Annotated in this window: 16 protein-coding genes; 5 read left to right on the top strand and 11 right to left on the bottom strand. The window is 45.3% G+C overall.

Annotated features, from left to right (window positions below; genetic code table 11):
* Positions 1-17: 17 nt before the first annotated feature.
* The 3 genes from MKZ16_RS02535 to MKZ16_RS02525 form a co-directional block, all read right to left on the bottom strand.
* Positions 18-1,169: a YCF48-related protein gene (locus MKZ16_RS02535; protein ID WP_038568519.1), complete on the bottom strand. Its 1,152-nt coding sequence runs from the start codon at positions 1,167-1,169 to the stop codon at positions 18-20.
* A gap of 138 nt (positions 1,170-1,307) precedes the next feature.
* Complete coding sequence (locus tag MKZ16_RS02530; RefSeq protein WP_076103880.1) at positions 1,308-2,099, bottom strand: hypothetical protein; 792 nt, start codon at positions 2,097-2,099, stop codon at positions 1,308-1,310.
* 33 nt (positions 2,100-2,132) lie between these two features.
* Positions 2,133-5,219 (bottom strand): DEAD/DEAH box helicase, encoded by a 3,087-nt coding sequence (locus MKZ16_RS02525; protein ID WP_036682521.1) that lies wholly within the window; start codon positions 5,217-5,219, stop codon positions 2,133-2,135.
* Between the two features lie 463 nt (positions 5,220-5,682).
* Between MKZ16_RS02525 and MKZ16_RS02520 the strand changes: the two genes are divergently transcribed.
* Complete coding sequence (locus tag MKZ16_RS02520) at positions 5,683-6,450, top strand: TspO/MBR family protein (protein WP_076103878.1); 768 nt, start codon at positions 5,683-5,685, stop codon at positions 6,448-6,450.
* Positions 6,451-6,543: 93 nt separating this feature from the next.
* Here MKZ16_RS02520 and MKZ16_RS02515 read toward each other — a convergent pair whose 3' ends face one another.
* The 5 genes from MKZ16_RS02515 to MKZ16_RS02495 all read right to left on the bottom strand — a co-directional run bounded on the left by MKZ16_RS02515 (position 6,544) and on the right by MKZ16_RS02495 (position 10,856).
* A complete protein-coding gene (locus tag MKZ16_RS02515; protein WP_036682524.1) occupies positions 6,544-6,924 on the bottom strand; it encodes a RidA family protein in 381 nt (126 codons plus the stop codon).
* A gap of 93 nt (positions 6,925-7,017) precedes the next feature.
* Positions 7,018-7,683, bottom strand: a complete 666-nt coding sequence (locus MKZ16_RS02510) for an oxidoreductase (RefSeq protein ID WP_076103876.1) — start codon at positions 7,681-7,683, stop codon at positions 7,018-7,020.
* Positions 7,684-7,702: 19 nt separating this feature from the next.
* Positions 7,703-8,968 carry an MFS transporter gene (locus tag MKZ16_RS02505; RefSeq protein WP_036682545.1) on the bottom strand — a complete coding sequence of 422 codons (1,266 nt, stop codon included), beginning with the start codon at positions 8,966-8,968 and terminating at the stop codon, positions 7,703-7,705.
* A 104-nt stretch (positions 8,969-9,072) separates the two neighbouring features.
* Positions 9,073-10,485, bottom strand: coding sequence for an ATP-binding protein (locus MKZ16_RS02500; RefSeq protein ID WP_076103875.1), 1,413 nt, complete (start codon positions 10,483-10,485; stop codon positions 9,073-9,075).
* A 167-nt stretch (positions 10,486-10,652) separates the two neighbouring features.
* The gene (locus MKZ16_RS02495) at positions 10,653-10,856 is read right to left on the bottom strand and encodes a CsbD family protein (RefSeq protein ID WP_036682530.1); all 204 of its coding nucleotides are present in this window, start codon (positions 10,854-10,856) and stop codon (positions 10,653-10,655) included.
* Positions 10,857-11,316: 460 nt separating this feature from the next.
* Between MKZ16_RS02495 and MKZ16_RS02490 the strand changes: the two genes are divergently transcribed.
* From MKZ16_RS02490 to MKZ16_RS02475, 4 genes are all read left to right on the top strand, one after another.
* Positions 11,317-12,210 (top strand): hypothetical protein, encoded by an 894-nt coding sequence (locus MKZ16_RS02490; protein WP_036682532.1) that lies wholly within the window; start codon positions 11,317-11,319, stop codon positions 12,208-12,210.
* A 48-nt stretch (positions 12,211-12,258) separates the two neighbouring features.
* Positions 12,259-14,139, top strand: coding sequence for an FAD-dependent oxidoreductase (locus MKZ16_RS02485; RefSeq protein ID WP_036682533.1), 1,881 nt, complete (start codon positions 12,259-12,261; stop codon positions 14,137-14,139).
* Positions 14,140-14,384: 245 nt separating this feature from the next.
* Complete coding sequence (locus MKZ16_RS02480) at positions 14,385-14,834, top strand: hypothetical protein (RefSeq protein WP_036682535.1); 450 nt, start codon at positions 14,385-14,387, stop codon at positions 14,832-14,834.
* Positions 14,835-14,850: 16 nt separating this feature from the next.
* Positions 14,851-15,831 carry a polyprenyl synthetase family protein gene (locus MKZ16_RS02475; RefSeq protein WP_036682537.1) on the top strand — a complete coding sequence of 327 codons (981 nt, stop codon included), beginning with the start codon at positions 14,851-14,853 and terminating at the stop codon, positions 15,829-15,831.
* Between the two features lie 550 nt (positions 15,832-16,381).
* Here MKZ16_RS02475 and MKZ16_RS02470 read toward each other — a convergent pair.
* From MKZ16_RS02470 to MKZ16_RS02460, 3 genes are all read right to left on the bottom strand, one after another.
* On the bottom strand, positions 16,382-17,266 hold the full coding sequence (locus MKZ16_RS02470; RefSeq protein WP_036681005.1) for a UbiA-like polyprenyltransferase: 885 nt from the start codon (positions 17,264-17,266) through the stop codon (positions 16,382-16,384).
* A 38-nt stretch (positions 17,267-17,304) separates the two neighbouring features.
* The gene (locus tag MKZ16_RS02465) at positions 17,305-18,591 is read right to left on the bottom strand and encodes an aspartate aminotransferase family protein (protein WP_076103873.1); all 1,287 of its coding nucleotides are present in this window, start codon (positions 18,589-18,591) and stop codon (positions 17,305-17,307) included.
* Between the two features lie 97 nt (positions 18,592-18,688).
* Positions 18,689-20,614: a U32 family peptidase gene (locus MKZ16_RS02460; protein WP_038568508.1), complete on the bottom strand. Its 1,926-nt coding sequence runs from the start codon at positions 20,612-20,614 to the stop codon at positions 18,689-18,691.
* Between the last annotated feature and the right edge of the window lie 22 nt (positions 20,615-20,636).

Here is a 20,636-nt window from a genome sequence, read left to right as displayed (position 1 = left end):
TTCCGCTGTATTCAGCCTCAAGGCTTGCCAACCAAAGGCTTCCATGTAACGCCACCATCTGTAGTGGTCTGTAGAAATTCAGGACCCGCCAGCCAACCGTTTTTCGGCGTAACAAACTGAATATTCTCTGCCTTTGTGAATAGCTGCGAAGTAGCAATTATCCTCCAGCTTACACCCCCGTTGACAGTCGCCACCAGTTTACCACCCTCCTGCAAGGCCCAACCTTCCCGAGCGTTCAGCCATGTTGTTCTCACCGCCTCAGTACCGAGCAATTGAGGGCCCGGCTTCCATGTCCTACCTCCGTTATCACTTGTGTAAAACACCATACTTCGAATCCCATCGTCAACAATCTCCAGCGGCAGGATGCCTTTCATATTGTCTTTGCCTGAGAATTTAGGTGGATAACTATTACTGTAAGTAAATGCTGCCATAGCAGCCGGCTTCTTTAATTGTTCCGGCTTCCAGCTCTTCCCGCCATCCGAAGTTCTGAACGTTAAAATGTATTCTTGCCCATGGTTGCTGGAGGTGATCCAGCCATTCCGGGAATCCTGAAAGGTCATCCCTGTTGGATAGGCTTTAATACTCCCCGTTAGATTTCCGATTCGCTTCCAGCTGTTCCCGCCATCTGTCGTGCGATACAAGGATTTCTCCATCATCCCGAGACCAGGTTCTGAATCCAGCAGCACATACCCGTTATTCACATCGATAAAATGAATAAATCCGCCACTGTATCCTTGCTCCCAATCCTCCGTGACGGGAAGTTTTGTCTCCTTCCAGGTCTGGCCCTGATCAGAGGTATGATAGATCAGGACAGGTTGACCCATACCATGACTACTTATAATCCAGCCATTTGTGGCATTCAGGAAAAAGCTTGCTGCGGCAAAGATGCCTGTTTCTTGTGGAATAGGAACGATATTGCTGTCCGGATGGTACCAACTACTCCCTCCATCGTTCGTAGTCCATAATCCAGTCTCGTCTATTCCCCACCCATGCTTTATGTCATTCATGCTAAATTTAGCAGGATACCCCTGCAAAGAATTCATATCCGTCTTCAGCTCAGCGGTATTTGTCCCAATACTCGAATCTAAACCAAGCTTATCGTTTACCATGCAGGATTGCAGAAATAACCCGGCAATGATTATCGGGGCAAAAACGGCATATAGTCTCAAATGAAATCCTCCTTTTTCCATTTCCTTCTATTCTATAATCATAGACAGAGTTTAATAGTAAAAGGTTACAGAAGCTTTACACAAAGAAGCCGCCTCCTCAGATAGGATGCGGCTTCTTTACACTCCACTGCTGTTTAATTACGCCTTACTTGCTCGACGGGCAGCAGCTTCTGCTACTCGATTCATAATCAAGGTTAGGCCTTCTAGCGCCTTAGGTGTCTGAGGCAGCAAAGCTCCCCAGTCTTCCGTTACCGCTGCTACTACCGGCGATGAAGGAAATGGCCTAGCCGTAATCTCATGGAACTGCGGTCCCGGCTGGTGAAGCGAACCTTCAGCAGCCGCTTCTGCAAGCCATTCTCCAGAGGAAATTGCGGGGCCCTTGCGCTCTAGCCGTGCTAATTCCGTTGCAAGCTCACTAACGGGGGCTGCCTCTGTCTCAGAATCATCGGCAGCTATATTACTTTCAGCCCAAAGGGCAAATATTCCATCCAGGAGTTCTCCCTTAGTAAATCCTCTCAGAGAAAGCGCCAGCAGCGGTTCTTCAGCAAGTCGTTCTTTTATAAGCTGCAGAGTCTCCGCCTGATCCTCTAACCCTTCACCCTCAAAGAGGGCCTGCTCCAGCTCTGTATCTGTAGGCAGAAGATCCAGTTCCGCCAGCCCACCCGTTAATCTCCCCTGCAACAATGCAAATACCTCATCCGGACTTAGCGCCAGACGCCGCAATATTTCTTTTCTACGGGCAGCATGCCATACTGGAACCTTCAGAGAGAGAGGTCGCTCCGGTCTTTGTCCCTGAGGAACAGCAGAAGTACCGACATTCCATTCACCCTTTGCCCGCGACCCTCCCGTCACTCTCCCGGGCGAAGTCGTCCATGCTGCTTTTACTAATCCAGGCACAACTTCCAGCCGCATCTCTAACAGTTCACTCATTGTTTGATCCCTCCGTATTGCTCATATCTTTCCTTACATCCAATCCTGATCCTGCAGTTCAATAAGCTCCTTCAGTTCATGATTAGACATCTCGGTCAACCATGTTTCACCAGAACCAACAACCTGCTCCGAAAGGCTTTTCTTCCGCTCAATTAATTCGTCAATACGTTCCTCCAGTGTTCCTTGGCAAATCAGCTTATGAACTTGAACATTCTTATCCTGTCCAATTCGGAAAGCCCGGTCTGTCGCCTGATTCTCCACTGCCGGATTCCACCAGCGATCGTAATGAATAACATGATTGGCCCGGGTTAAGTTCAAACCTACTCCGCCCGCTTTAAGAGATAACACGAAGAAGGATGGACCCTTGCCCTCTTGAAAATCATGCACCATCTCGTCACGCTCTCGTTTTGGAATCCCTCCGTGAAGGAACAATGGCGATGTACCATAACGCTTAGTAAGCTTGCTCACCAGCAGCTCACCCATCGCTACGTATTGCGTAAAGATCAACACAGATTCGCCAACTTCAGCAATACTGTCCAACACCTCGAACATAACCTCCATTTTACCGGAATGTTCATTACGCGGACTGCGACCTTCTTCTTTCCGGAATAGCTGAGGATGATCGCAAATCTGCTTCAGCTTCGTCAGAGAGGATAACACCAGTCCACGGCGAGCCATACCACTGCTCTCCCCGATCACGCCGAGCATTTCATCCACAACACCCTGATACAGGGCAGCTTGGGTCTCGGTCAGCGGGCAATAAGACTTCAACTCCAGCTTCTCCGGTAAATCCTTAGAAATATCCGGATCACTCTTCAGACGCCGCAACAGGAAGGGTGATACCAAGCGATGCAGCTCCCGCAGACGCTCCCCACCCTCCCCAGACACATAACGCTGCCGGAAGGAATGATAGGTTCCTAAATAGCCCGGGTTTAAAAAGTGGAAAATAGACCATAACTCGCCAAGTCTGTTCTCTACCGGAGTACCCGTCATAGCTATGCGATGCGGCGCTGATAACTTCATCACACTCTGCGCCTGCTTCGTACGGTGATTTTTAATATATTGAGCTTCATCCAGCACCACTGTTGACCACTGAACATTAGCTAAATCCTCGCTGTCACGCCCTGCCAAGTGATAGGTCGTCAGTACGATATCATGACTGGTTGCCAGTTCTAAGAAGCTATCTCCCCGAACACGGCGTCCACCATGATGTATGTGTACATTAAGCGAAGGAGCAAAGCGCTGCAGCTCCCGCTGCCAGTTGCCAAGAAGCGAAGTTGGGCAGAGAATCAGCACAGGCTCCTGCTTCTCTTCAGGGGGAGCACTTAACGCCCGGTCCAGCAGGCAGGTGATAACCTGCACCGTTTTACCTAGACCCATATCATCGGCGAGACATACCCCAAAACCCAGACCACTGAGCTCGGCCAGCCACTGATAACCCCGCTCTTGATAAGGTCTTAAAGTTCCATGCAGACCTTCAGGTACGGGACGCACCGGAAGATTACGTAATACATCTCCGCGCATAAGCGATGCCAACAGCCCGGATGTCTCCATCCCAGTGACGGACATTCCTTTCCAGAGCCGATCTTCACCATCCTCGGCTTCTAGGCGCATCCAATCCGCGGCAGTCATTTCTCCGTTTTCATGGCGTTTCATATATCTAAGAACCTGGCGGATTTCTTTAGGATCTATCTCGATCCATTCCCCGCGGAAACGTACAAAAGGTACGCCAGCCTCTACTAATGCGTTTAGTTCTTCCTCACTAATCGCACTTTCTCCAAGCGAGGCCTCAATACGGAACGAGATCAGCTCTTCCATACCCAGAGCCGCGGGCGCAGGACTATCGCCCCCGTTCACGCCTGGCTGCATTTTCATCTTCATGCCAATGCGGCGGCGTCCTTCACGGCTCCAGCGCGAAGGCATCTGCACCGTTATTCCCCGATCGCGCAGCTGCTGCACCGTCTCCTTCAAAAAGAAATAAAGACGTTCTGGTTCCAAATCTGCCCCCGTAGGCGCAGGCTTAGCAAGAGCGCGCTGGATATCCGGCGATATCTTCGCAGCCCGGCCCAGCGCTATAAGCAGCTGCTGCTGGATATTGCGATAGCGTTTCCCCCATAACGTAAACTCTCGTTCCTTACTGCTCCAGATCGATTTGGCGGGAAACCAAAATTCCCCTTCTTCCTTATTCTCCGCCCAGAAGGTTAACCGCCAGACTTCATTATTGTCTTCTGGCGGCTCCAGCCGTAGCCCAAGACCCAGCTGCCCGCTCCGCGCTTCCTCTGGCTCTGAATGTGGCACATCGCTGCCAGCGGTCTCGTTCACAGTGACCAAAAGGTCCGTCACCTCTGCTGGAGTTCCTTGCACGGGTATATCTCGGCTTCCAGTGAGAAGGCTATTCCACCACAGTTCAGTTAAAGGAGAATAACCCCGGCGATAATTCGCTTTATAAGGGGTTAACTCACTTTCAATGCCCGCAATTACCTTTTTTATCTCAGCAGTCATTACAGCCTGCATAAAGGAGTAAAGCACATAAGCTCCAGCCTCATCGCGAGAGGATAGATCCCCTGCCTCTGCGATATGCGTTCCTAGTGCAAGAACAGGCATGGATGCTGCCAGCTGCAGAAAGATCTCTTTGTCCTCCTGCTTTCGGAAAGCTGGCGACCAGCAGACTGTCGCCGCCTGTTCTCCGCCGCGGCGACGTGAGCCCACGGGGCGTGGTGGCAAGGCTCCCGGCGTAATCCCGCCTGTACCCATCAGCTCCAGCGCAAAACGTGCCGCTGCTGCCCAGTAACGCAGTTCGCCGCCTGGCTCCACTCCCTGATCTCGGCATAACGTCTCATCCCATGCCAGAAGCAGTTGAAATGCATCGCTAGGAACCAAGGCGAGCCCTTCGAACGTTCGTCCGGGCAATCCGCGCCGGGCTGGCTTCCCCTCTACAGGGGGAGCCGGATATTTCACTTCTGCCAGACGCAGAGCAGCAGTTGCAAAAGGACGCACTCCTCCCTGTAGCTCCATCCGCTTCACTACGCGAGTCCAAGCGTCAACCTTCGGCTCCGAAGTTTCGCCAGAGAAGCAAAATAAAACGTCCCCTAACCATATTGCATACAGATGCTTAGTCATCGGTGATCTCCTGTCTTTTAAGCAAGCAAAAAAAGAACCAGCCCCCCACCATCAGGAAGGGTAACTGCAACCTTTTCCGCGAGAAATAAATTTTGAAGCTATACAAGTAGAAGCCGCCTCTTCCTCTTTTAGAGAGGGGATGCGCTCCTGCGGTAAATATAAGGATAAAGAACTAGGACAAAACTTATATTTTCTTGAATCTTCATCTCTTCATCTTATACGAAAAAGCGCTGATTTAAAAACATTTCTGCATATTTTCTGTAGATTTTTATGAAATAAAGTTGAAGGATATAGAAACACCCAGTAATTTGATTCATTTAAAATACCCCGCACTACTGCCCTGCTATCCAAGAATGTTATGACTCACTAGTCACTTCTTTTCTTTTTATAGTCTTAATTGTGCCAAAAAGGGGTATATTCTAAATAAGCAACACCCTATTAAAAAAGCTAGGGAGTGAATTATTTGAGACGTTATAATCCTTATAAATGGTGGAACCTCGTATTCTTTGTGGGTGTAATTATCGTAAATGTGCTGGCGGTAACCTTGCCTTTGGGCGGAAACAGTACAGGAGAGATCTCTGACAAATATAAGACTTACATGACTCCTGCTGGCTATGCCTTCTCCATTTGGTCGCTGATTTATTTATTGTTAGCCGGTTTCGTTATTTATCAATTCCGCTCCTATACAAGCTCTAGGGATTCTGTACGAGTTATTTCGTTCTGGTTTATCCTGAGCTGTGTTTTTAATATGAGCTGGCTTTTCCTCTGGCAGTATCTATACATCGAGCTTTCATTGATTGCCATGGTGTTAATGTTAATTTCAATCATTGTTATCTATCGCAAATCGCGCCAGATCGCAAATCCTACTTCAGGTGAGAAATGGTTGATCAAGCTACCCTTTAGTATATACCTTGGCTGGATCTCTGTGGCTACTATCGTGAATGTTAGCGTTGTTCTAGAGAAAAATCATTGGGATGGATTTGGACTTAGCGGGATAACCTGGGCTGTGATCATGCTCTGCGTGGGGACACTGCTTGCGGTGTTAGTCAGCTATCCTAACCGAGACAGCATCTATCCTCTGGTCTTCGTATGGGCTTTCATCGCGATTGCCCTGGAACATAGAGAGGCTAATGCAGTCTTTGTGACGGGCACAATAACGGCAGGTCTTCTGCTGCTCTACAGCATTTGGCTATTGCTCACACCACGCCGCAGAAGATACAGCAGATACTGATCGTCCGCTCGATAATATAAAAAGGCAGGCTCAGAAGGTGATCCTTCTGAGCCTGCCTTTTTTGTAGATTAATTTAGAAGTGCGAAATCATATTTATTTCTTACGCGCTACCGCTTCGATCTCAACAAGGCCATCTTTTGGCAGACGGGCAACCTCAATGGCACTGCGGGCAGGATAAGGTTCTTTAAAGAAGGTGCTGTAAACCTCATTAACTGCTGCAAAATCATTCATATCCTTTAGGAATACAGTGGTCTTCACTACATGATCCAGTGATGCACCAGCCTCCTCAAGAATAGCTTGTACATTGCTAAGTGCTTGACGAGCTTGTTCCTGAACGCCTTCAGCCAAATTCCCTGTCTCTGGATTAAGGCCCAGCTGTCCTGAAGTGTATACCCAACTACCGGTGGTAATGGCTTGACTATAAGGACCAATGGCTCCAGGTGCTTTTGTAGTAGCTACTTGTTTTTTACTCATCTTGTTACCCCTCTCCATTAAACGCTGATCATTTATTGTCCATTGTAAGTCCTGTTCTCACCGTAATGCAAATTTATTAGCAGCCCGAAAAACTTATCGTTTTCCAATCACATGTATTACTTCATTCGTGTAGATATGCAAACCATGCGTGTCAGCAGAGGCAATGTTAACCATAGCTCTCGCCACAGTTACACCAGGTATGGCACGATATTTAGCCGCTTTGCCAACCATTACAAACTCCAGTGCTTTCATCAATCTAGCCGCGACGCGTTCTCCCAGTCTGAATTCCTCACGATGACCCAGCAGCAAGGAAGGCCGAAACAAATGCAGCCCTTGAAAACCGATATTGCTTAACGCTTCCTCTGCTCTACCCTTAGTCCGACTGTAGAAATTGCGCGATTTGGCATCTGCCCCCATGGATGAAACAACCAAGAACTGTTTAACACCGTGATCTCTCGCAATAGCAGCAGCTGCAAGCGGATAATCCAGATCGACACGTTCGAACTGCTCTTGTGAGCCTGCCTTCTTGATCGTAGTCCCGAGGCAACAGAAGATGGAATGAACGCCTTCGAACGAATCGCTATACTCCGCCAGGTTCTCCCAATCCACAACGATTTGCTTAAGCTTGGGATGTTCTAAAGCTAATGGAGTCCGTACAAGCACTCTCACCTCACCCCAACCTTCATGATTCAGCAATTCCTCCGTAACCGCTTTCCCTACTAATCCAGTAGCTCCTAATACCAACGCAATCCTTAACATGGAATAGTCCCCCTTACTTCTATTCGTCCTTTAGAATACGACGGCCCAGCAGGAATGCAAGAGCGATCATAAGCGTTCCCACTACCAACTGCATACCGTATACTTGGGTCCATTGCGGCCAGTGCGCAATTTTTTCATACAACTGTCCCCCGATAAGCGGACCAAAAAAGGATGATAAACCCGTAAGCGCCGCATAGGTCGCCATATACATAGGCCGTTCTTTTTTCGGCGTGTCTCCAATAATAAAATTAAACGCCAGCTGGTTGAAACCGCCTACACCTACACCAAAAACAATATGAGCGGCAAACAACACCAACAGCATCGGCAACACAGACAAGAGTCCCCACATTAAAGAGGACAAGGCAATAATCGGCAACGTAAAGAACAACAGACGTTTATTGCTATATTTTGCATTTAGATTGCCCCAAACGTAGAAACTGGCCATCATAAAAAGAGTCTGGGACACATTAAGCAGTGATAACGTTTCATAATTTATATGAAGTAACTGCAACATGACATACGAGTATAGCGGAACAGTTAGATTCTGCAGCAGCAACCAGGCGGCCAGAAACAAAGTAGACTTCATAAATAAAGTATCTTTAAGCGGTTTCTTAAACATCGGCAAAAATTTATGTTCTTCCGATTTCTCGAAAGGCACGTCGGGATAAAAAAAGAATACAACGACGTTAGAGATCGCGAAGATCCACACAACAATATAAAGAATCAGAAAGCCATGGCTCCCGGGATAACGATCCAAAACGATACCCCCACCATACATTACCAGACTACCGAGTGCATTCAGGAACGTATTACGAATCCCAAAATAACGTCCACGTACACGTGCTGGAACAAGATCGCTGATCACAGAGCTCCACAGCACACCACCCGCCGTATTGGCAATAAATGCAGTAGTATATAAGGCTATAAAAGCCATGACCCAATACTCTTTAGGAAAAATAAACGGAATTAGCCCCGTAGAACTCCAAAGTATCCTATGCAGGCCGATAAAAGTAACCATAGCCCATTTGCGGCTTGGCAGCTTCTGAATCAAAAAAGCTACCCCGATCTGCATCACATTAACCAAGGTGGTAAGCGCTAGCACAAATCCAATTTGACTTGAAGTGGCTCCTAAATATAGTAGGAATCCTGTTAGAAACTGCCCTTGCAGCAGTACCTGGAAAATGGTCGATGGCACACCTTCCCAGGTAGCAATGCGCAAATTTCTGCGATGTACTGAGGTTTTACGGACACGCTTTGAACTAGTAACTGTGTGCTTAGTTTCCATGTTGTTCATAGAGAGGGGTAACACTCCTTTGATGCGGCATTTGCTTCATTCTACTCCGCATCAATCTACTGTCAATACGCCAAATTAACAAATAATATTGGAGCTTACTCTTCTATGATTTCGAGGGGTAAATAAAGCGAAAAACGGCTCCCTTTACCTTCCTCACTTTCTAAAGTAATGAAACCTCCGAGCAGTCTGGCCAAATCATTACTAATAGAAAGCCCTAATCCTGTTCCGCCATATTTTCGACTAATTGTTCGATCCGCCTGTTGGAAGGCTTCAAAGATCATGGCATGCTTCTCTGGTGCAATACCAATACCGCTATCTTCTACCTCAAATACAATCCAATGCTTCACAATAGCTCTTTCCCCACGTTCCTCTTGACGAATACGGAGTGCGACATGGCCAGACTTTGTAAATTTAAAAGCATTAGAAAGCAAATTGCGCAGGATTTGCTGAATCCGCTGCGGGTCGGAATGAATCATTTGTGGAACATTTTTTTCCATATCAATATTAAATTCCAGTTCTTTTTGTTTCGCTGTCACAGCGAACTGCATAGCCAGAATCTCTGGAATCTCACTAACACTTAAATCTTCATTAATAATATCTAATCGACCTGCTTCCACTTTGGACAGATCTAATATATCGCCAATAATCATCAATAATTCTTCACCAGAACGGCGGATAATAGCTGCATACTCCCTCATTTCTGCTTCCGTAAGAGAATTATCATTGTCTTCAATTAATTGCGATAAATTAATAATGCTATTCAGTGGCGTTCTAAGCTCATGAGACATATTTGCCAGAAATTCGGATTTAAATTGCGAAGCCATCATTAACTGATCGGCACGCTCTTCAAGCTCAATCTTATTCTTATGCAGCTCCTCCGTCTGGGCAGACAGCTGTTCATTAGCACGCTCAATCTGTCCATTCCGCAAGAGACCCAATTGAAAGTCACGGATAATTAAGGAGAATAGAACACTTAGAATCAATCCGGCAGGGAAAGTAATCGGCATAATCTCTTTTATGTACTCTGGGGCGGGGATCACACCAAACACCATAATGTTGATTGCGTTCATTACATTTATGACTAGAATCACGATCAAACCTTTGTTCACCATACATAAGTTAGATCGTCTGACCCAGTAGCTAAGCGCAGCACAAACAAATCCTAGAATGGACAGATTAATGGTTCCGGCCATCGCCGCCTCATTTATTCCAAAAGTTAACCGTGTAAGACCTGTTCCTATACCGATCAAAACAAGAATGAAAGGATGCGGATAAGCCAGCGTTGATATAATAAGTGGCACAAAACGTAAATCAAAAATCACATGCTCACCCAGCCTATATCCAAAAAGAGTACTAATCCACCCGGCAAAAATGGCCAGTAATACCCAGCTTACCTTCTTTATTCCTACACTTGCATTTGAAATGGTGTTTTTATATATAAGATTAGCCAAATAGGCTACAGCTATTAGCATTGCGGTGTTTCCAAAAAATATTTTAAGATAACCCATAGATTCACTCCCACCTCGGCAAAATAAATTACAACTTTCATCTCATAATACTACCATACTAAAGCCCCATTCGATAACTAACGCCCATGGACGCAGAAGAAGAGCGCAAATCAGATGCGATTTGCGCTCTTCTTCTGGAATTTTATATTAACGTCATTAGTAATGAATTAATCGCGGTAGGAACGTCCCCAGGTTTGGTACTCTTTCTCCGCGTCTTCTTTCGTATGTCCATAACGTTCTTGTAGTTTACCTACTAATTTATCCTTTTCACCGTCAATTACGTCAAGATCATCATCTGTAAGCTTGCCCCATTGCTTCTTGGCCTCGCCTTTGAGCTGTTTCCATTTTCCTTTAAATACATTGTTGTCCATTATAAGCTCATCTCCTTAGCTGAATTAATTAGGGTAGGATTGTTATCCCGTGTTACCTTTACTTACCCTTCCCCATTCGCTATGAATCTTTCCACATTTCAAGACATTAGCAAATTAAGTCGTATTCTGTCACATATATTTTTAAATATATGTATTCAAATCTTTTAAAATTTGATATAATCCAGATATAAATTAAATATTTAATTTTTTAAGTGATTTATTTCACAATGGTTTTCCTAGTCCATGTGCTAGAATGCCATCGGAGATAAAACAACATCATTAAATTTTTTCCTAATGTATGCCGATATAAGTCAAGATACTGTTACAAATGGGTAATAACGCATGAGATTAAAGTGACAAATATCATTTATAAAGTGATTTTTATCACTTCGCTCGACTATTAAAATGTTTTACATTTTAATATATATATTTTAAACTATATTTTTGGAGGTCATTTGAAATGAAAAAAGCTTCTGTTATCTTGTCGAGCGCACTTATCCTTGGATTGCTCGCAGGTTGTGGTAACAACACAGACAACGCCGCAGCCCCTACTAACGCACCAGCTGAAACAACTGCTCCTGCAACAAATTCCGGTAACGCTGGAACTGAAGCTGGACAGTACAAAGACGGAGTTTACTACGGTACTGCTGACGTTGATGCTAAAACTGGCTGGCAATATTTCGCACTCTTAACTGTAGAAGGTGGAAAGATCACTAAAGCTGACTGGGATGCCTTTAACGTTAACACTGCAGGCGACCTGAAGAAAAAAGTTTCCGAAGATGGTAAATATGGCATGAAAGCTGGCGGTGCTTCTTCTGAATGGCACGAGCAAGCAGCTAAAGCTGAAGAATTCCTGATCGAAAAACAAGATCCAGCAGCTATAACTTTTGATGCTGAAGGGAAAACTGATGCCATCTCTGGTGTATCCGTACACGTATCTGACTTTGTAAAAGCTGCTCAAGCTGCTCTTGCTGCTGGTCCAGTAGAAGCTGGTCAATATAAAGACGGAGGCTACCATGCTGAAGGCGAAATGGACGCTGAATCCGGTTGGAAATCCACTGTTGACCTGACTGTTGCTAACGGTAATGTTGTAGCTGTTAAATTCAGTGGTTTGAATGCTGCTGGCGATGACAAGAAGCAATTCTCCGTTGATGGTAAATATGGTATGAAAGCTGGCGGCGCTTCTGCTGAATGGCATGAAGAAATCGCTTTGGCTGAAAAATACTTCCTTGAAAACAAAGGTGTTGCTCCAACGCTTGATGCTGAAGGCAAAACTGATGCAATTTCCGGCGTGAGTATTCATGTTGGTGAATATTTTACACTTGCAGAAAAAGCACTCGAAGGCGCGAAATAATTTCGCAGGACCTTCTGCAGCTAATCAGACGAATGAGGTGAATTTCTCTTGAAGAAAATAGTCATTTTGGGCGGCGGCTACGGCGGCGTACTCACGGCTAAAAAACTGGCAAAGAAATTTAAGAAAAACAAAGATGTTGAAATTACACTGATCGACCGGAATCCATATCACACTCTATTGACTGAGCTGCATGAGGTTGCCGCGAACCGTGCTCCAGAGGATTCAATCAAGATCGATCTTAAGAAGATTTTTGCGGGCCTTAAAGTAGATGTTGTTCTTGATGAGATCAGCAATATCGATTTCAAAAGCAGAAAACTTAAATCGGATAAAGCTACCTACGCTTACGATTACCTTGTAATCGGCACAGGTAGCAAACCAACCTTCTTCGGCATTCCAGGCGCAGAAGAAAACACCTTCTCCTTCTGGTCTTACGATGATGCGGTAGCATTGAAACGTCAAATCCGCGATATGTATACCAAAGCGGCTATGGAGAAAAATCCAGCTGTACGTCGTGCTATGCTAACCTTCGTTATTATCGGTGCCGGCTTTACTGGTGTCGAGCTGGTTGGTGAAATGGCTGAACAACGCGAGGAATTATGCAAGGAGTTCTTTATCGACCCATCCGAAGTAAGACTGATTGTGGCCGATATGGCTCCGAAGATTCTGCCTATCCTTCCAGATAAGCTGATTCAAAAAGCTGAAGCTCGCCTTCGTAAGCTGAACGTAGAAATCGTGACTGGCGCTAAAATCACCGAAGTAGGCAATGGTAGTGTTGCACTTGGTGAGAAAAACGTTGTCGATTCCCAAACAATTGTTTGGACTGCTGGTGTTGAAGGCTCCGAAATCGTTGGTGGACTTGAAGTACAACAACAAGGCCGCAAACGGATTGTTACGAATGAGAACCTGGAAAGTGTAGATCATAAGAACGTTTACGTAGTAGGGGACAACATTTTCTACATTCCTGAAGGTGAAACTCGTCCTGTACCACAAATGGTTGAGAACGCTGAACAAGCAGCTCCGATTGTTGCTGGCAACATTGCCGCTGACATTCAGAACACTGCTAAAAAAGCTTACAAACCAGGTTTCCACGGTACAATGGTCTCCATTGGTAGCCGCTACGGTGTAGCAAATGTTGGTCTGCCAGGTAAGTTCTTTATGCTTACTGGATTCATGGCAATGCTATCCAAACACTTTATTAATATGTTCTACCTGTCTCAGGTTGTCGGATTCAATAAAGTATGGACATATATGATGCATGAGTTCTTCCATGTTGAGAACCGCAAGAGCTTCTTGGGTGGTCACTTCTCCAAACGTTCACCTAATTTCTGGCTCGTACCACTTCGTGTTCTACTTGGTGGTATGTGGTTATACGAAGGTATTGAGAAGATCCAAAAGATTTGGAAAGATCCAGATAAGATTTTCTTGATTCCAGCTGCTCCTTTTGCAACGGATGCTTCATCAGCAGCCAGTGTTGCAGTAGATGCAGTTAAAGACACCGTAGATGCACAATCTGCAGCTTCAGCAGTATCCACTGCAAAAGAAGCTGTTGAAGCGTTGCCTGTACCTAACTTCGTATACAACATTACAAACTGGTTCATGGATTTGATGTTCTACAACAACGACGGAAGTTACACTTTCCTCGCGAAATGGTTCCAAATCGGTATGGTATGTGCAGAAATCGTCTTCGGTATTATGCTCATCGTTGGTCTCTTCACTGCACTCGCTTCTATAGCGACTGTCGCCATGTCGGTCATGATTTGGTCAACCAAAATGGCATCGACAGAAATGTTATGGTACGTTGCTGCTGGTATTGCCTGCATCGGCGGATCAGGAAGCACACTTGGTCTAGACTATTATGTACTTCCTTGGCTTAAGAAACAGTGGAAGAGAATTCCGCTCGTCAGACGATGGTATCTATACACCGACTGATAATAAAACCCTGAATTAGTGTAATTTATCATATAGAACATATGTGCAAATTGTATTTTATTAGGGTTAAATATTGATATACTTCAGAGTAATGTGTCCCTAGGACACATTACTCTCCTTATTTACAAGAAGAAAATAACCTTCCTAATCCTAGGAAATGGTGGTTTTTTCTTGAATGAATGGTTTTGTAGGGATGATCGGGGTATGGTTTCTTCCGGCAAAACCGACAAGAAGGAGAGAATCTTGTGAACAAACAACTCATAGAAGATACCCTCCGGTTGTTGCATACTGAAATGTCACCTATTGCCGGAATTGAGCTTCAGCCCTCTCCGGCTGCATGTGAACAGTTAATCTCGGTACTGGAACGCCATGATCTGGAATACAGCCGCAAAGTCAATTTGCTGGGTATTTACACTATTCTCACTTTGGCAGCAGAGCGCCATATGGAATGTATCCCACATCATCCCGACCTTACACGCAACATTTTGGATGGAGATTATTTGTATAGCTTTTACCTGCAGTTTGCGGTGAAATGCCGTGAGCTCGACTTAGTTGCTTATCTAGCTCCTTCGATCAAAAAAATGCAGATTAGACGGTCAAATGGAGACTTCGCGGAACATGATCCAGCTACTGGAATCGAAGAGTTCTTGATCCAAGAGTGCAGACAGCGTAATCGCACAAGCAAAGCCATTTGACAGGTGGGATCCATAAATGAAGCTGCATGAGGCCTTAAATATAGACATAAATGAAATCAACCGCGAAATCGTAAACCTTGTGGCGCGTGATAAAGATGTACCTAAGAAATCTCAGCTCGCGCAAAGTGTTCTAGAGCTTATAAATTCCGGTGGTAAACGCCTTCGTCCCCTCATGGTCATTGTTGGCAGTCGGTTTGGCCGTAAGGATACCGGCCGCAGAGCGCTTCAATTAGCTGCTGCTGCTGAATTTATTCATGCCGCCTCATTAATTCATGATGATATCATTGACCGTTCAGAGTTACGGCGGGGCGTACCCGCCTTACATATTAAGACGGGGACATTGTCAGCAGTACATGTTGGTAATTACATGTCCGCTCGGGTCATCGAGCTGCTGAGCAAATATACAGGAGATAAAAACAGATACGTTCATGACTTATCCTCTGTAGCCACCGCTCAGCTGTGTCTGGGTGAATATCAGCAAATGGAACATGCTTTTGATTATGAAATTACAATGGATCAGTATTTGGAGAAATCCTTAAACAAAACCGCTCTTCTTATGGCAACCTGCTTACGGGTTGGTGCTTTGTCCACTGAAAGCACCGAAGAAGTTGCCAATCTCCTTTATAATTTTGGAGAAGCCTTAGGGATGTCCTTTCAGATACAAGATGACTTGCTAGATTTCACACAGTCCGCCGATGTCCTAGGCAAACCTGCCGGTAGCGACCTGCGACATGGTCAGGTCACCCTGCCAGTGCTGTACGCCTTGCAGGACCCTAAGCTCTCGCCTGTGATCCGTGCAATCGGCCCGGATTCTTCCGACGCTGAAGTAGCACATGTGCTCACCCTAATTAACAATAGCGATGCCCTCGCTCGCGCTGAACGGGTCAGCCAGAACTATCTGGATAAAGCTGCAGCTATTGTGCAGCAGCTCTCCTCCTACCCGGCGCATGCTGATCTGGAAACGTTGCTGCAATATTTTGCGGACCGTGATCGCTAAAGCGTACGTTCTAATACAAATAAAAACGGATACCTCCCATTCACTTGGGGGTATCCGTTTTTTTGATTTAAACACATCATTTCATTGATCTTGTCGCAAATTCAAACCGATATTTTTCCGCTTCAACAAGACAAGCTAAACACGCAAACGCAGCGTAGCGCACATGAGCTAATTTAGTCATTCTACTCCATCGGATATAATTAGGGAAAACCTCCCTAAAATTAGCTACTAATCGCTCAAAAACTACGATATTAGGGAAAACCTCCCTAATAAAGTCCACTTTAGCATGCTTTTAAGAGTAACCAGCTATATTTCAGGGAGAAATTCCCTAAAACAGAGTTTAAAGATAATAAACGCAATAAGATTAGGGAGGTTTTCCCTAATCTTTGCATTTAGCTTCCCCCTTACAGAGCGGGGAGCGAGTCAACACAAAAAAGGAAAGCTAGCGTAGCCAGCTTTCCGATTCCTTTTGGGTAGGCTATTGTCTTTTGTTGTTAGTTTGCGGGCAATGCGCCAATGCTCAGCCAGCCGGCTCACCAAAGCCAGCTCTCTAACTAACATAGAAAAAATCAATCAGCGTACACAATAATATCACTATGCTGATTACCTGATTTAGATTATAAGAAGCCACCTTCATCAGCTTACGATTCGAAGGTTTTATTATCTTATGCTCGGTCATCAGGAGCAATGTAGCAATGCCAATCCCAACCAGATACATCCAGCCGAGATCCTGCCATACGTATAGGAATAATAGCAGCATAATCATAATGAAATGTAGACCTTTGGCGATACGCAGCGCATTCTCTAATCCAAAGAAGCTCGGAATAGACCATAACCCATGCCGCCGGTCAAATTCAATGTCCTGAGTGCCGTAGATAATATCAAATCCGGCAATCCAGAGCATAACTACCGTTCCGATCACAAACGGTGTAAATGCGATATTTCCAGTTACGGCAAACCATGCACCAATCGGCGCGGAAGCAATGACAAAGCCTAAATATAAATGGCTGAGAAAGGTGAAACGTTTTGTATAAGAATAAGTCGATATCAATACGATTGCTACCGGCGATAAGAGCAGGCAGAGCAAGTTCAGCATGCCTGAAGCCACAATAAAGATGGCATAATTGACAATAACAAAGACAACCACTTCTTTTTCTGCCAGTAACCGTTGTGGCAAATGCCGATGTGCCGTACGAGGATTCTGTTCATCAAACGTACGGTCTGCCAGCCGATTGAATGCATTAGCGCCATTACGGGCACCGATCAATGCAATCAGACCCCAGATCATTACATGCCCTGATGGCCAGCCCCCAGCGGCCCACACCATAGAGATAATGGCAAACGGCAGCGAAAAAAGTGTATGAGAGAACATCACCAGTTCACTGAACATTTTCAGCTTTAGGCCTGCAGTTTTAAAAATGTTTAGAATAGCCATTCGTTTTCCTCTTTCTTCGCTACTTGAAATTCATTGTATTAGACATTAAGCTCCGCAAGGACTTCATTCAGGTTGTTAAGCAGCCCGTCGATATCCTCTTCCGTAATAATCATCGGCGGTTGAAAGGCTAGTACGTTGCGTCCTATGCCATTTTTGCCGATCAGGTATCCTCTGTCTTTCATCGCTTCCAGTACTTGATCTGTAAGCGCCGCAGAGCCTTCAGCATTCTCACCGGCAAGCTCCGCTCCCAACATAAGCCCAATTCCCCGGACATCCACAATAAGCGAAGGATAACGCTCTTGAAGGGTCTTTAGCCCTGCTTTCAATTGTTCTCCGAGCAGCACTGAGCGTTCAGGAAGCCGTTCATCGCGAATATAATCAAGCACAGCCAGTGCTGTTGCAGCAGATACCGGATTGCCTCCAAAGGTTGAAGCCGACGGACGGTTCAGCGCAAGTGCAATCTCATCCGTTGTCGCAAAAGCCGCAACCGGAATTCCATTCCCCAGTGCCTTAGCCATACTTATAATATCGGGCACTACGTCAAAATGCTCCATAGCGAATATTTTGCCTGTACGACCAAATCCAGTTTGAATTTCATCAGCGATCAGAAGTACGCCGTATCTCTCCAGCAACATTTTGACCTCACTGAAGTAGGTTGGCGTTGGCATAATCATACCACCATTGCCTTGGATTGGCTCTACGATCATTGCAGCGATAGTATTCCCCTTCTCCTCAAGCACTCGCTCCAGAGATTCCAGGGAGAGTGCAGCGGCTTCCTCCAGAGATAGTTCTGGATGATATGGGCGAGGAATAAACTCAACGTCATGATCCAAGTATTTATCGGTACGCCACATCGGCAGTCCTGTCACACTCATAGTTAGATTGGTACGGCCGTGTAGACCACTCTCCAATGCAATGAACCCCTTACGTCCTGTATACATCCGGGCGAGCAGCAATGCACCTTCATTAGCCTCTGAGCCGCTGTTCACGAAGAAGGTTCGGCGTAGACCGCCTGGCATAACCTCTTCCAGACGTTCAGCCAAATCCACATTTGGCTGAGTTAAATAGATCGTAGACGTATGCTGCAGCTGCTGCAATTGCTCAATCGTACGTCCAGTTATGGCTGGATTGCAGTGCCCACAAGCGACTACAGATACACCTGCGAAGAAATCTGTATATTGTTTGCCATTTTCATCATACACAAACTGCATCGAACCTCGCACAAGCTGAGGCGCATCGCGGTAAAAATGCTGTGTACACGGATAGAAATATTGCTTACGCTTCGCCGCTACGGCTTCTCTTCCGATGAATTCTTGCTGTTCCATGATTGATTCCCTCTCTTCTTGTGAAAATAGTAACTTATTGATAGAGTACTGTGCATTCTTCTTACTAGCAGACGATATTTTGTCCAGAAAAATAGAATTAGTTAAATTGCAGCGAACCTAGAGTATAACCCGCATAAATGGGTTCAAGACCACCTAGCATGTCATCTTTCACTTCAGTACGATTCATAGCTTGTTGATAAGAAATTATAATTTCACGCAACTGCTGAGCACTATACGTCGCTCCTTCAATACGGAAGCTAGATATGCCTAGATCAATCATCTCACCAAGTAACGGTAAATAGCAGAGCTCTTTTGCGAACAAAAGATGGCAACGGCCGTGCTGATCACGATATACCGGATTCTCACCTTTGTCTGTTTTTAGAACCAATACATTATTGTGCACATATTGATTATCCTCTTCAGCGATAGGTTCCATTACTTCAGTATTCTCATAAAGATCATGTTCCATATACATTAGTGCGGGTGTACCATGTACAACAACTTCCAAAGGCGTGTCACAACGTGAGGCAAAGGTAGCAAAGTGCTCCAGCGTCATTTCCGGTGAAACCGAAAGCTGAGTCAAACCTAATTTTGCATATAATTGGGCGGAAAGATGATTGTAGACATTTAAACTACCATCTCCAATTAACGGATAACCTGTAGAGCTGTATCTGCGAATCGCTCCCAAATTAGTAACGATTATACCGTCGATCGGCAAGCGTTCTCCACCAAGCAATTGATCATATTGATCGAAATGCAGCTCGGTCATCATGCGTGGCAACCCTAAATATATTTTGCTATCGCCTTTTAGTTCACCAAGTTCCTTAATATCACGTTTTGTAAAAGGTCTGTCTGGTTCAAATACATCGCCCGGCAAATACAGACTATCCACACCCAGTTCCAATACTACGCGCGCCTGTTCCATATTATTCACACGTACAGCCAGCTTCGCTTTTGTTGTCTTAGGCTTCTTTTCTTGCGCCAAACGTTCCCGCAATTCCTCTACACGTTTTTCAGATAGCTCACGTTCTGCGGTTGGTGTGCTAAATACTTTTCCAGTGCTATAGAATTTGCCCGTACCTTCATAACGACGGTTGATATTAGCTAACCCTGGTTTACCAAAAGCATAAGCTGTCGAAAAGTCGCGCTTGCGGTTGTTGTACAGTTCTTTGGTATCAACCGTACGATCAAAACCAATCGGATCATCGATATATCGGTCAATGGCTTCGCCGTAGCTATTCGCCAGCATCACCATAAATTCCTTATCACGCATACGGCCCTCAATTTTAAAAGAAGTAATGCCTGATTCAATCAATTCCGGAAGATGCTCATACATAAACATATCTTTGACAGCCAGTGGATATTCAGCAGGATATACATATCCGTCTTTTTTAACCCGATAATCCCAGCGGCAAGGCTTCATACATTTCCCCCGGTTGCTGCTCATACCAAAAACATGGGAACTAAAGTAACAATTTGCACCATGCACAGAGCACATATCTCCATGAATAAAATATTCCAGCTCCATGCCACTCCGCTGACCAAGCAGCTTAGCTGTCTGCAGGTCCATTTCCCGCGAGGTAACTACACGAGTTACACCCAGATCACGCAGTGCATAGATCATCTCCAGGTTGTGAACATTCATCATTACTGAAGAGTGAATAGGAAGGTTAAGCTCCATCTCCCGAATAAGCTCCAACACTGCCATATCCTGAACAATCAAGGCATCCGGCCGAGCACTATCAAGAAAACGCAGGTATTCTCTAGCTTCTTCCACATCTTCCTCACTAAAAAGATTATTCACAGTGATATACACTTTTTTGTCTAGACGGTGAGCGATATCAAGTGCCTCTACAATCTCTTCATGAGTAAGATTATAACCTTTACGCATCATTCTCATATTCAATACAGGTCCACCAAAATAAACTGCATCACACCGTGATTGGATCACTTCCTTGAAAATCTCAAACGTTCCTGCGGGTGCGAGTAATTCAACTTCTCTACCGTTAAAATAACGTGCCATTCAAGTTCCCTCCCAAGTTGAT

Source organism: Paenibacillus sp. FSL R5-0928 (assembly GCF_037970385.1).
Classification (GTDB): domain Bacteria; phylum Bacillota; class Bacilli; order Paenibacillales; family Paenibacillaceae; genus Paenibacillus_AQ; species Paenibacillus_AQ odorifer.
This window is presented reverse-complemented; position numbering and strand designations above follow the sequence as displayed.